The organism is Nostoc sp. (assembly GCF_036917315.1).
Lineage (GTDB): Bacteria > Cyanobacteriota > Cyanobacteriia > Cyanobacteriales > Nostocaceae > Nostoc.
In genome coordinates this window covers 67,714-81,715 of sequence record NZ_JBALDR010000006.1, presented here as the reverse complement: position 1 = coordinate 81,715, position 14,002 = coordinate 67,714, and the positions used below count along the sequence as shown (strand labels likewise).

Annotated in this window: 10 protein-coding genes; 5 read left to right on the top strand and 5 right to left on the bottom strand. The window is 43.9% G+C overall.

The features are described from left to right. Positions 1-124 precede the first annotated feature (124 nt). From devC to hemL, 4 genes are all read left to right on the top strand, one after another. Positions 125-1,312, top strand: a complete 1,188-nt coding sequence (gene devC, locus V7K84_RS02840) for an ABC transporter permease DevC (protein ID WP_334836199.1) — start codon at positions 125-127, stop codon at positions 1,310-1,312. 84 nt (positions 1,313-1,396) lie between these two features. After that, positions 1,397-2,143, top strand: a complete 747-nt coding sequence (locus tag V7K84_RS02835; protein ID WP_334836198.1) for a DevA family ABC transporter ATP-binding protein — start codon at positions 1,397-1,399, stop codon at positions 2,141-2,143. A 47-nt stretch (positions 2,144-2,190) separates the two neighbouring features. Then, positions 2,191-2,796, top strand: a complete 606-nt coding sequence (locus V7K84_RS02830) for an SOUL family heme-binding protein (RefSeq protein ID WP_334836197.1) — start codon at positions 2,191-2,193, stop codon at positions 2,794-2,796. 87 nt (positions 2,797-2,883) lie between these two features. Beyond that, the gene (gene hemL / locus V7K84_RS02825) at positions 2,884-4,182 is read left to right on the top strand and encodes a glutamate-1-semialdehyde 2,1-aminomutase (protein ID WP_442940916.1); all 1,299 of its coding nucleotides are present in this window, start codon (positions 2,884-2,886) and stop codon (positions 4,180-4,182) included. Positions 4,183-4,466: 284 nt separating this feature from the next. On the opposite strand, the gene V7K84_RS02820 is transcribed toward hemL, so the two are convergent. The 4 genes from V7K84_RS02820 to V7K84_RS02805 all read right to left on the bottom strand — a co-directional run bounded on the left by V7K84_RS02820 (position 4,467) and on the right by V7K84_RS02805 (position 12,536). Then, a complete protein-coding gene (locus V7K84_RS02820) occupies positions 4,467-7,997 on the bottom strand; it encodes an NB-ARC domain-containing protein (protein ID WP_334836195.1) in 3,531 nt (1,176 codons plus the stop codon). 176 nt (positions 7,998-8,173) lie between these two features. Next, positions 8,174-9,427, bottom strand: a complete 1,254-nt coding sequence (locus V7K84_RS02815) for an exonuclease SbcCD subunit D (protein WP_334836193.1) — start codon at positions 9,425-9,427, stop codon at positions 8,174-8,176. Positions 9,428-9,585: 158 nt separating this feature from the next. Next, a complete protein-coding gene (cysH, locus tag V7K84_RS02810) occupies positions 9,586-10,311 on the bottom strand; it encodes a phosphoadenosine phosphosulfate reductase (protein WP_334836191.1) in 726 nt (241 codons plus the stop codon). A gap of 635 nt (positions 10,312-10,946) precedes the next feature. After that, on the bottom strand, positions 10,947-12,536 hold the full coding sequence (locus V7K84_RS02805) for a DHA2 family efflux MFS transporter permease subunit (RefSeq protein ID WP_334836189.1): 1,590 nt from the start codon (positions 12,534-12,536) through the stop codon (positions 10,947-10,949). 278 nt (positions 12,537-12,814) lie between these two features. Between V7K84_RS02805 and V7K84_RS02800 the strand changes: the two genes are divergently transcribed. Further along, a complete protein-coding gene (locus tag V7K84_RS02800; RefSeq protein WP_334836187.1) occupies positions 12,815-13,411 on the top strand; it encodes a TetR/AcrR family transcriptional regulator in 597 nt (198 codons plus the stop codon). 202 nt (positions 13,412-13,613) lie between these two features. Here the strand turns inward: V7K84_RS02800 and patD are convergent, their stop codons facing one another. After that, positions 13,614-13,967, bottom strand: coding sequence for a heterocyst frequency control protein PatD (patD, locus tag V7K84_RS02795; protein WP_334836184.1), 354 nt, complete (start codon positions 13,965-13,967; stop codon positions 13,614-13,616). Positions 13,968-14,002 lie beyond the last annotated feature (35 nt).

Sequence of the window (14,002 nt, the reverse complement as noted above, 5' to 3'; positions counted from 1 at the left end):
AAAGGAACAGGCAAAATTAATACTAATTCTCAAACATAATGCGACAAATAGACCATTTTGTAGAGACGCGATTCATCGCGTCTTCACTTCTTGAATTTTGAATTTATAATTGGAGCGAAGCGACTTGACTATCAAAGCATTTATATTCGGTAAATTATTCCGTAAAACCCCACTTGCTTGGCGGCAAATGAGCCGTCAAAAGACTCGATTGTTCGTTGCTATAGCAGGAATTGCCTTTGCTGATTTTCTGATGTTTTTTCAACTGGGAGTTAGGGATGCACTCTTTGATTCGCAAGTTACCCCCTATACCAGCCTTAAAGGAGATTTATTTTTAGTCAATAAACTGTCTGATAACTTGCAATCTATCAAAAGTTTTTCTAGAAATAAGCTCTATAAAATAGCAGGTGTTAACGGTGTAAAATCCCTGGCGACGCTATATGTCGGTCAAGCATCATGGCGAAATCCTGAAAATCGAGCTAGCCGTCAAATTTTTGTCTACGGGATCAATCCGAATCAGCCAGCATTTGACTTACCAGAACTCGATGGACAACTGAATAAACTGAAGTTATTAAATCGAGCGCTGTTTGACAGAGCTGGATTGGTTCCTCAGCTTGGGGACGTTCCTAGTTTACTAAAAAAACAGAATCCGCTTTTTGTTCAAGCTAACGATTATCAAATTCAAATAGTTGGATTATTTAAGCTCGGTTCTTCTTTTTCTGCTGACGGCAATCTAATCGTCAGCGATTCTACCTTTTTGCGGCTCTTTCCCCAACGCCAAGCAAACGAAATCGATCTGGGTATTATTGACGTAGAATCAAATGCCTCGATCGAGCAGATCCAGGCTGATTTGCGAGCCAAGCTACCGGATGATTTACTGGTACTAAACCTTGCTGAATTCACTGCCCGTGAAAGTGCATATTGGTCTACAGGTTCCTCTATTGGCCCGACTTTTAACCTCGGTGTTGCAATTGGTTTTTTAGTCGGAGCAGTTATCGTTTATCAAATTCTCTATACTGATGTCTCCGATCATTTGCCCGAATACGCAACGTTAAAAGCAATGGGTTACAGCGATATATATCTGATTGGAGTTATCGCTCAAGAAGCTTTTATTTTAGCGGTTTTGGGCTTTCTTCCAGGTTTTTTGCTATCGAGTGGATTTTACATCTTTTTTCAATCCGTGACGTTTTTACCGACTGCGATGAAACTAGCTCGCGCGGTAACTGTGCTAGTTTTGACTTTCGTCATGTGTATTGGAGCCGGAGCGATCGCTATACAAAAGTTACGAGCAGCCGATCCGGCTGATATCTTCTAAGTTTTGAGTTGAAGTTTAGAAAAATATCGCATTTCAAAACTCATAGTTTTCTAGAACAAAACCCAAATTTACAGTTGAACTCTCATGCTGCAAGAAATTAGTCAGGAAATTCAAAGCTCAAAACTCAAAGTTCAAAACAATTCTCAACAACCAGTTATTTCAGTTTGCCATCTCGATTACTACTTCGGTCGGGGAGAACTTTGCAAGCAAGTCTTGTTTGATATTAATCTCGACATTTATTCTGGAGAGATTGTGATTATGACTGGGCCATCCGGTTCTGGTAAAACCACCTTACTAACACTAATAGGTGGATTGAGATCCGCTCAAGAAGGCAATCTTAAAGTTTTGGGACAGGAAATGTCTGGGGCTAGTAAGCGAGAACTGATGCAAGTGCGGCGGCAGATTGGTTATATTTTTCAAGCACACAATTTGTTAACTTTCTTAACTGCAAAGCAGAATGTCCGAATGTCTTTGGAACTACACGACGAGTACCTAAAGCAAGATATAGATCGGCTGGCAACGGATACTCTGAAAAGTGTTGGTTTAGGCGATCGCATCGATTATTATCCAGACAGCCTTTCTGGAGGGCAAAAGCAGCGAGTTGCGATCGCTCGTGCCTTAGTCAGTCGTCCTAAAATTGTTCTTGCCGACGAACCCACTGCTGCTCTCGATAAAAAGTCGGGTCGCGATGTTGTAGATATCATGCAGCGTCTAGCTAAAGAGCAGGGTTGCACTATTTTACTCGTCACTCACGATAATCGAATTCTCGATATTGCCGATCGCATCATCCACATGGAAGATGGACGGTTAGTACAAGAAGTGGGAAAGTAAGAAACTACCTGATGTGGCTAGTGAGATCGTGATTTTTGATTCTTTTAATGGCATTAATTTTAGTTATTTCTGAAAGCCCTATGAGTCAAACCGAAGAACCAAAATATTCCGTATTGCAATCCTATAATGATATTGAAATCCGGCAATACGAGCCAAAAATTGTTGCTGAAACAGTCATTCAAACTGAAAGAGATCGAGCAAACAAGGCTGCATTTTCGATTCTTGCCGCTTACATATTTGGTGAAAACACGTCTGTAACCAAAATTGCTATGACTGCGCCTGTCACGCAATCCCAGCCAAGTGAAAAAATCGCCATGACTGCGCCTGTCATTCAACAAGAAGCGGGAGAAAATCTCGCCACAAGCGCTTGGGCGGTACAGTTCGTGATGCCTTCAGAATACACGCTGGCAACGCTGCCAAAACCAAAAGACTCTCGCATTACTATCAAAGAAGTTCCCAGCAACAAAGTAGCGGCAATTTGTTTCTCCGGTCTAGCTGAGGATGAACAATTGCAGGAAAACGAAGCCAAATTATCTGCTTTTCTGGCTCGGCAAGGTATCGAGACAAAAGGTAAAGCAATTTATGCTTTCTATGACTCTCCGTTCATCTTGCCCGCATTTAGACGCAATGAAGTCATGCTCGAATTGAAATAATATCTGCACGTTTTGCTTGTCACTCTTAATAACTAGATTCTCACTCTTGGCGATCGCATCAGATCAAATATCTCAGGAGAAAAAATTATGATTGCAACGACTCGCTTAAAAACCACCCAATCGCAGGAAATCTTTGCTGCTGCCCAAAGATTAATGCCAGGAGGAGTTAGTTCCCCCGTGCGGGCTTTCAAATCTGTTGGCGGACAGCCAATCGTATTCGATCGCGTCCTTGGCGCTTACATTTGGGATGTAGATGGCAATCAATATATCGATTATGTCGGCAGTTGGGGGCCAGCAATCTGCGGTCACACTCATCCTGAAGTCATTGCTGCTCTGCACGATGCCCTGCATAAAGGAACTAGCTTCGGTGCGCCCTGCTATCTAGAAAATGTACTGGCACAGATGGTAATTGATGCTGTTCCCAGTATCGAGATGGTGCGTTTTGTCAACTCCGGCACGGAAGCTTGTATGGCTGTTCTTCGTCTGATGCGAGCTTTTACGGGGCGAGAGAAAGCAATCAAGTTTGAAGGCTGCTACCACGGACACGCCGATATGTTTCTCGTTAAGGCTGGCTCTGGTATTGCCACTCTCGGCTTGCCCGATTCTCCTGGTGTACCCAAATCTGTGACTAGCAACATGCTGACCGCTCCTTTCAACGATTTAGAAGCAGTAAGAGTATTATTCGAGCAAAATCCCGACGAAATTGCTGGTGTAATTCTTGAACCAGTGGTTGGGAATGCAGGTTTTATTCCACCTGCTGCGGGTTTTCTTGAAGGTTTGCGAAAACTGACGCAAGAGCATGGAGCGCTATTGGTATTTGATGAAGTGATGACAGGCTTTCGGATTGCCTACGGTGGAGCGCAGGAGAAGTTTGGTGTTATTCCTGACTTAACTACCTTAGGTAAGGTCATCGGCGGCGGTCTGCCCGTAGGCGCTTATGGTGGTCGCCAAGAAATTATGTCGATGGTTGCTCCAGCCGGAAACGTGTATCAAGCCGGAACGCTTTCGGGCAATCCACTGGCAATGACGGCAGGGATTAAGACGTTAGAGTTGTTGCAACAACCTGGAACTTACGAGTATCTCGATCGCATTACGAAGCGACTCACAGAGGGAATGCTGGAGATTGTAAAAGAAACAGGTCATGCTGCCTGCGGTGGTCAGATTAGCGGGATGTTTGGTTTCTTCTTTAACGAAGGCCCGGTTCGCAATTATGAGGATGCTAAGAAGTCTGACTTAAGTAAATTTGCTCACTTCCATCGCGGTATGTTAGAACATGGAGTTTATTTAGCTCCATCTCAATTTGAAGCCGGATTTACTTCTTTAGCTCATACCGAAGCAGATATCGATCGCACCCTCGAAGCAGCCCGAACAGTCATGTCTCAGTGAACTATAGGACTCATATTTGATTTCTGAAAAAACTCAGTACAACTAAGAAGCCTTCTTGACTGTTGCCTATTGCCTATCCCGGATTTCTCACCACACCTCCTAAAGCCTGCGCTTGTGCAGGGGAGAAGTAAGAAGTAAGAAGTTTTTACTCATTACTCATTACTCATTACTCATTACTTCTCTTCTGCTCCATCAAACGCCTTGAGCTTGTGAGAAATGCGGGCTATTGCCTGCCTACGCAAATTAGTTCAGAAATCAAAGCGGATTCCTATAGTGGTTTGAACTTAGATAACTGCTCCTAAAGAGGTCAACGTGGCAGTTGCCGCCTCAGTTAAACCTTTAACTCCGAAAATATTCATTTGCTCATAGGGCTTACTCGCTCTCATGGTTTTTAAGCATTTGCCTGCTCCGATATCCCAAAGTTTAATCGTTTCATCGTCACCGCCACTAACCAAGGTTTGGTTATCTGGACTAAAGGCAACTGACCAAACCAAGCCTGTATGTCCGTGCAAAACTTTCAGGCACTTACCCGTGCAAACGTCCCACAACTTGATTGTCAGATCGTGACTCGTGCTAGCGAGAATATTACCATCAGGACTAAAGGCGATCGATTGCAACCAGTTTGTGTCTGCTTGCAAAACGTTGAGGCAGTCACCCGTGTGCGGATTCCACAGCCTGATTGTTCGATCTGGACTAGCACTTGCCAGGGTATTACCATCAGGGGCGATCGCAATTGCCCAAATCCAACTCGTGTGTCCTGCTAACGTTCTGAGGCAGTTACCCGTGTGAATATCCCATAACTTGATCGTTTGATCCCAGGAGCCACTCGCCAATATCTCTGCTTCAGAAATGAAGGCAACTGACCAAACCGCAGCATCATGTCCCTGTAAGGTTCTTAAGGTTCGACCTGAACGAACGTCCCATAGTTTTATAGTACAGTCCTCACTGCCACTTGCGATCGTCTGGCTGTCGGGACTCAAGGCAATCGACAAAACTGCTGCGCGATGTCCTTGTAAAGTTCTTAAGGTTTTACCTGAAGGAACATCCCATATTTTTAGTGTTTTATCTACACTACTGCTGACTAGGATATTTCCTTCATGATTAAAGATAACTGAATGAACCGAGTTGGAATGTCCTTTTAACACTTTGAGGCATTCACCAGTTGCGGCATCCCATAACCTTACAGTGCGATCGCGGCTGCTACTAGCAAAAATTTGACCAATGCTTGGCAAGCTAGCACCAACAGGACTAAAGGTAACAGAGAGTATTTGATTGGTATATCCTTGTAGGGTCTTGACGCATTCACCTGTATCGACACTCCATAGCTTCACGGTTTGATCGTGTCCACCGCTAGCCAAAAGCTTACCTTGGGGACTGAAGGCAACTGCAAAAACCCAACTGAAATGTCCTTGTAGGGTCTTGAAACATTCACCCGTATCGACACCCCATAACTTCACGGTGTGATCGTGCCCACCGCTAGCCAAAAGGTCGCCTTGCGGGCTGAAGTCCACTGAAAAAACTCGATTGGAATGCCCCAGAAGTGTTTTGAGACATTCACCCGTTTGAGTTTTCCATAGCCTAATAGTGCGATCCTCGCTGCCACTTGCCAGTATCTGACCATCTGGACTGAGGGTTATTGACCGTATTCCACTACTATGATGTTTTTCAAACGTTTGCATACACTGTCCAGTGTTGATATCCCACAATTTAACAGTGCGATCGTCACTACCACTCAACAGTTGAGTATCTCCCCTAAAGACAACAGATAGTACCCAACTAAGATGTCCCTGGAGTGTTTTGAAGCATTCCCCAGTGCTGCTATTCCATAGCTTCACGGTGCAGTCATCGCTGCCACTTGCTAATGTGCAATTATCTTGGCTAAATGCAACCGACCAAACCTCATTTGTATGCCCTTCTAAGGTGCGAAGGCACTGACCAGTACTAACATCCCATAGCTTTATTGTGTAATCTGTGCTACCGCTAGCGAGAATCTTACCATCAGGGCTGAACGTCAGCGATGTTACCCAACTCTTGTGTCGCGTGCAGATGAAGACTGGTTGCACATCGCTAACTTGGTACAGATGAATTTCTCCATTACTGTCACCTACCGCCAGAAGTTCTCCATCAGGACTAAAGGCTACCGCATGAATAGCACCAAAGGTTTCAGTAAACGTACATCTCACTAGATGGGTGTAAGCAAAATTCGTATTTTGCAAATTTACATCTCGGAGGTCAGCCTGCCAAATGCTTAGGCCAGAGAAATCATAGCCCGTTAAATTAGTTCCTAGCTGATTGAGTAAGTTAAGAATATTACCTGCTACATATCCCGGTTCCAAGGGGGATTTCTCTCGCTGTTTGAGTAAGATTTGAGTCAGTTCATATTCCAAGTTTTTTTTGCCTTGCAACAGTGGAATTAATCGGTTGATCGCGGCATAGAGAATGAGACGAATTTGAGTCTCTCTGATATAGTCTTTGGCAGTAGCTTTGATCAGAGCATGGCTTCTAAAAAGCGAAAACTCCTGCTTAACAATCTCCTCACAAATTTGCTCAATCAAGCGACTTGTCACATACTCCATCACGACTGGCTGTAGGGTGAAGTAGGCTGTATCTCGTTCGATGAGCGATCGCCGTCCCAAAGATTCTAGGGTTTCAATTAAATTGAGTTGGGGAAAAGGCGATACTAAATCTTCTCGTAATTTGGAGAGGGTTACTGGCTCCCGATTAATCGCTAGCCAGTACATTACATCTTTTCCCTCATCAGATAAACGCTCAAATTGCTGCTCTAATAAATCACGAAGATCGCCAAATACGGTGGTTTCCTCTTTTAAAAACTCAGAAATATAACCATCAAATAAATCTTGAATCGTAGTTGCCACAATTTTTAAGGCTAAGGCATTGCCTCCATAGCGTTTGACCAGTGCGTTAAATTGAGTTTCTAAACCCTTGAGCCTCTTACTCTTAAGAATTTCCTCTCCCTCTCCTTCTTTGAGTCCACCCAATCTCAAAGTTCGCACTGGTAAGGCTTCTCCTTCTAAAGAGGCGACCTCTTTAGGTTTTTCTCGCGTTGTGAGTAGCAAGCAACTCTGGTGGTCTGATTTACCTACTCGTTTGATGAGTTCGCCATACTGCTCATATCCAAGGTTATATTGTCCTGCTCGACTCCCACCGCGTAATACAGCATCTACATTATCGAACACGACCAAGCAGCGCATTTCCTTAAAGTAGTTAAGCAGCAGGGAAATCTTATCACTAACGCTTTCCGGCAATTCTGCCTCAGTTTCTTGCTCGTCAGACAGAAACTGAATGATGCTACCCAAGAATGTATCAATCGGTGGAGCGTCATACAGCGATCGCCAGACAATACAATCAAATTTATCCTGCATTAATTCTGCCAATTTGATCGACAGACTAGTTTTCCCGACTCCACCCATTCCGAGAATGGTCACTAATCGACAGCTATCCTTCAGCAACCACTCATCCAGAGTACTGAGTTCTTCTGTACGTCCGTAAAATGCTAAGACAGAAACAGCTTCCCCCCAATCTTGACGGCAATTGGGGTCTGAGGTCGAATAGTAGCCTTCGCATAGGCGGCTATCAAAACCAAGAAAGAGAGCCTCAAGTGTTCGCTTGTCAACTCCCTTTCTACGGTTCAAAACTTTTCTAATTGTTAGAGGGTCTAAGTTCGTGCGGTAGCTTAACTCTTCAAGAGTGAATCTCTTGCCAAAATTATCTCGAAACTCAAACTTGTGCCTTGCTTCCTCAAACTTCTGTAAACCAACAGAAGTGAGTATAACTCCGCGCTTGCGTCTTAGCATACTCAAATTCCTCTACAGACAAAGATAGATTTAGCACAGAACTTAAGTACTTTTTCACCCAATGTTATTTTAGATTACTTACCCACTTATAATCCACGTGTAAATCTGACGTTGCTGGTCAATTTCAGCAAAGATATCTATTAACTGTGGAGTATAGTCAATTAATTGGCTTTATCCTACTCATTAGTTGCTGCTTCTAGCCAAACTTCCACTTCATCTGCTAGCAACTTCTGGGCTGCATCCATCATTGAGGTTGCGATGTCTTTCAGGTCTTCGCGATTATTTAAGTAAGTTTTTAACGCTTCCATTGGGTCGATGCTGCTACTTGCGCTCAATTCAGGAATCCGGGGCCTGGCTAATTGACTCACTAATTCTGCTTGAATGGTGTAGGTATGAGCGGGATTTAAAGCAGTATGTAGAGAAGAACTATCAATTAAATCCATCTGTTCAGAGCGAAGTTTGTAAATTAGCCGCACTACAGCATCTTGAATATTATATTTAGCGATCGCTTTCATTAACAACGCTTGCGGCTCATCTGCTTTCGAGATATCCACCTCAATGGTTTGGAAAGTCCGAACTGTTAAGGGACAAAATTCCCACTCAGCGCTTCCCCGCTCCAGTTCCAGCATGACATAGCCTTTGTCTTCCTTTTCTTCGCTAAAATCTACCCGTTCAATACTTCCTGGATAAATCACCGGCGGGTTGTTGGATTTATTCAGATTTTGATGGCGGTGGACGTGTCCCAACGCTACATAATCAAAACAAGGTCGTGTCAACAAAGATAGGGGTAGAGTAAAGCCTTTACCTACTGCCAAAAAGCGTTCTGCACCCAAGGTTGCATTGTCAGCCATCAAGTGAGCTAAAAGGATAGTTGGCACATTGGGGTCAAGACGGCGAACTTCCCCTTCTAACACAACTCGCAGGCGTTCCGTTAATAGTTGATTGACTTCCGCCAAAGACAAACCTTCTGTCTCTTGGCGAGTCATCAGGGTAGAACGAGTCAGCCAAGGCAGAGTAATTACTTGCACTTTGCCATTACGGGTTTCGATACAGTGCGTAGTTAATGTATCACCAACAACAAACCCTGGCACTCCCAAAGTACGGTAAATATTTAAACTCGCTCCTCCCTGTCCTTGGGAATGTTGGTCGTGGTTGCCTACCAACAGGACTGTGGGAATATTGGCATCCATGAGACGGCGAAACTGGCTGGCAAAAGCTTGTTGTACATAAGGCGGTGGTGTAGCATCCGGGAAAGCATCGCCACCAAATATCACCATATCGACGGCATCTGTCAGCGCTCGGTCAATACATATAGACAAAGTATTGACAAAATCCTCCAACCGTGTATTTAATCCAGTCGCAGGATTAATTCGTCCGTGGGAGAAGCCGCTTCCCATGTGGATGTCAGAGAGATGGAGGATTTTAATCATATTTGTCCTTTGTTCTTAGTCATTTGCCCTTTGTCTAATACTAATGACAAATGCTTCTCTACGAGAGGCTACGCGAATGCGGTTCCTGAGCGTAGTCGTTCGCGTAGCGTCCTGCGGGGAAGGGCAGTACAAGTGACAAATGACCAATGAACCAATGACTAAATATGAATTCCACATTCTGTTTTATCACTTCCCCGCCAGCGTCCAGCGCGTTCGTCTTCACCTTCACCTACTTTGGTAGTGATGGGTTGGTCGCCGATGCTGGGATAACCTTGGTCGTGGAGGGGGTTGTAGATGACTCCATGTTCAGCCACATAAACCCAGCTGTCTTGGCGTGTCCAAGTAGCTATAGGATTTACTTTCAGCCGACCTTTACCGTCGAATTCAAATATGGGCATATTTGCACGGGTTACTGCTTGATCCCGGCGGCGTCCGGTAATCCAAGCGACACTGTTGAGTTCGTCTAGACCTCGTAGTAGTGGTTCAATTTTTGTAATGTGGTGGAATTGGGCAATATCCTTGTCCCAGAGTTTGTCGCCGTACTTGGCTTCAAAGGCTTCACGAGTGTCTACATCTGGAGTTTTGAAAGTTTGCAGATCCAGGTTATAGATTTGTATGGCTTTGGCTACCAATTCTAGGCTTTCAGGGAAGTGGTGCAAGGTGTCAAGAAAAATTACAGGAACGGGATGCTTCAGTTCAGTGTACAGAATATGAGTAATTATCATGTCATCCACGTTAAAGGCGCTTGTTTGCACCAGTCCCGTTGGGATATTTTCTATAGACCATGCCAGTATGTCTTTGGGAGTGGCACTTTCAAATTGCTCATTTAATTTGTCTAAGTCAAAAGCGATCGCTTGGTTTCTAGATGCCGTGGAGACTGTCATGATAATCTTCTATTCAAATATTTTTACCTTGATTAAGATCGATCTTACTCCATCAAGACACGTATTCCGCTCGGAGATAAGGTAATTATTTTGTGTGGAAATTACTACATTTTGAGAATGGAGAATGGGGAATAGGGGGACAAGGGGACAAGGGGATAAACAAAACTCCTAATGCCCAATGCCCAGTAAAAATTCTTACATAAGCATAAATGAAGTATTTACTAAGAAAGTTTAAGGTAGTTTAAGTTTTACATTATTTTTATAGATATTTATACTGATTTTGATATGGTTAAGGAACTATTAATAAAAGGGATTTTACTTAAAATGAACAACGCAAAATTCAGCAATCCATTAGGCCAGTCTATAATTATGGGCGCTTTAATGATGTTAACCAGCGTTGGGGTTATTACAATAATGAACTTTTTCTAAGATCAAGATTTCTCATTTTAGCAATAAGACTTCATATAGTCCCGCTCAAAACTGAGTGGGACTTTTACTTTTTTCATTTAGATCAATCCGTGTGTATTAATTTTCTGCTATCACTTTCGGCAGAGAATAATCCTAAAGCCGTGTTATTACTTAGTTTTGCAGTCAGAGAATTTAGAATAGAGATGCGATCGCTATTTACCTTACTCCTAGTGACCGACTGGCGCTTTCGCTCCTGCACCGCCTTTACCCAGAAATAGCAACAGAGGTAATGAGCAAAGAAACCCTATCCCTACCACTCGAAAGCAATCTGCGTAAGATAAAACCGCAGCTTGAATATCTACTGTTTGACTTAATAAAGCTAGTGCTTGTTGTTGCGCTGTTGTCGCATCTATGCCTTGACCTTGGAGTGCCCCGTTGAGTAAATCGAGGCGTTGACTGGTTTCTGGGTCATAAGGACTAAGTTTTGCTAATAAGATGGCTCGATGAAAAGCTTCTCGTCGGTCAAGCAAAGTGGTGAGTAAAGCAATGCCAATGCTACCACCCAGTTGTCGGGTGAGGTTGTAGAAACCAGAGCCGGCAGAAATATCCTGTTTGGGTAGCGGGCCTAAAACTGCCAAACTCAAAGGCAGAAACATCAACACAGTAAAAGCCCCACGCCATACCAATGGCCAAAATAAATCATCTATGCCAGTTTGTGGGGTAATTGCTGCGAGTTGAAACATGACTCCAGACGAGCCGACAGCGCCCATTGCAATTAAAAATCGGGCATCAATTTTACTAGACAGTTTACCTAATAAAACCATCACGATCGCAGACGCTAAAGCACCAGGCGCTAACAATAGTCCTGTCTGCGTCGCTGTAAAGTGCAGCACGCTCTGAGCAAATATCGGCACAGCAAAGAGCGTGCCATAAAGCCCCATACCCACCACGGCTGATAACACACTTCCAGCAGCTAAAGAGCGGTGACGTAAAATTCTCAAGTCAACGGCAGGATGGTCTATTTTCAACTCGTACCAAATAAACAATCCCAAACCGATAATACTGGCGATCGCTAATGTGGTAATAAAACTGGAGGAAAACCAGTCATCTTTCTCTCCTTCCTCTAACAAAGTTTGCATACAGCCAATAGCGATAACTAAAAACCCAATCCCGAACCAATCGACGGCTTGGCTTTGTGTCTCACTCTTATCTTTGTCTTTGGGCAAAAAGACCACTGACATCGCCACTGCAACGATCCCGAAGGGAATATTAACAAAGAAAATCCACCGCCAGCCTAAACCATCTACCAAAAATCCCCCTAAAGTCGGGCCGATGGCTGGGCCAGCAATTACACCTACCCCAAAAACTGCTTGTGCTAAACCCTGTTCAGCAGGTGGAAAAGTCTCGAACAAAATCGCTTGGGCTTTAGCTAGCAACCCGCCACCACACAAACCTTGAAGAATTCGAGAAAAAACTAGCATCGGCAGATTAAATGCCAAACCGCATAAAACCGAGGCCAGGGTGAAGCCAATCAACGAGAAAATAAAGTAGGTTTTGCGTCCAAAGTAATCTCCCAGCCATGCAGATAAGGGAATTAAGACGACATTTGCGATCGCATATCCAGTTACCACCCAGCCGACTTCACTAACAGTTGCACCCAAACTAGCCTGTATATCTGTCAGGGCAACGTTAACAATACTAGTATCAATTACTTCTAAAATTGCACCCAGAGAAGCTGTAAAAGCGATCGCCCACTTCAATGGGCCGTGGACATAACCAAATTCGTCAAAACTAGAACTTTTAATGTTGGTAGCCATTATTTAGCACAAATAATATTTGGGAGATTTCAAGGAATGCCAAAGCTAAAATTAAGTATTGTATATATACGCTACGGTAGCGTATCATATAAAAACGGTCAAGAGAGTTTTTCCTGAAAAGCGGCAGAAATACCTATGCTAAAGATGGATGGTCATTGCTGCTGTTTTAGTGCATGAGAATTGGGTTATGAGGCTTATTTCCTTTCCCAGAAGCTATGTTCTATGCCCAAAAGTAGAAGCAAATGGCCAAGAAGATATTGCTTGGGGATGATATTTTTATGAGTAAGCAAATCAACAGCACCTCTGGACGCCCACGCAGCATCCACGTCGATCAAGCTATTCTGCAAGCAACTTTGGATTTGCTTGCAGAGGTAGGATATGAAAGCATGAGTATAGAAGCGATCGCTTCTCGTGCCGGAGTTGGTAAAACAACCATCTATCGGCGTTACACTTCCAAAGAAGAACTAGTTGCAGACGCGATAGAAAGTCTCAGAGATGATTTAGCGATCCCCGATACCGACAGCTTTTGGGGAGACATGGATATCCTGATTAATAATGCCGCCAAAAAAATCGATAGTCCCCTTGGTCGTCAGACACTTGCGCTGATTGTTAGTACAGCGTCTAGCAATCCTCAATTTGCCGAGGTTTACTGGACAAAATATACGAAACTCAGACGTGAAGCCTTTTCTAAAATACTTGAACGTGCCAAGTCTAGAGGCGAAATTCACAAGGACGCAGACGTAGACTTAATTATCGACCTTGTAAGCGGTTCACTATATTATGCACTAATCTTCAAACCCACAACCGAGCCAGTAGAAGCATACATGCGCCGCACTATGAATCTTTTGATAAAGGGAGTAGGGAGTAGGGAGTAGGGAGCAGGGGAGCAGGGGAGCAGGGGAGCAAGGGAGAAGTTGCAGAAAGGTTTTCTCCTTTGCCCCTCTGCTCCTTTGCCCCTCTGCTCCTTTGCCCCTCTGCCTCTTTTCAATCCCCAATCCCAACTTGTTAGCAAAATAACTTTCCATCATAGGTCAGAAATGAGATGATGGAGGGATTAGAGAAAAAGGTGAACAATTGTTATTTTTCTCCTTCCGCTTCTGGTTGCAGAATGGCATCACAGTATTGAATGAGGGTTGTCAAGCGATCGCTAATCGTTTGAAGTCTCGTTTGTGCAGTAGATGCCTGCCGCGCTCCTTGCAAAAACATCACATCTATTGCCAAAAGGCGCAATTGCTTGCTCATCTCCGTTTGATAAGACTGCACTCGCCAGTTTTCATCAGCCAAAGGCACAATCTGTTGCCCGAAAAATTGCTGCAACGTGGCTACACGCTGCCGCAGTTCTGGCGCAACGACTTGGGTAGTTGTGGCATCGGAGCGTAATTGCTCTAATAAAGTTACGAATGCCAGATATTTCTCACGGTTTAAAGACATCCAGTGCTAGTTAAGATAGTATTAATGTCAAGTAA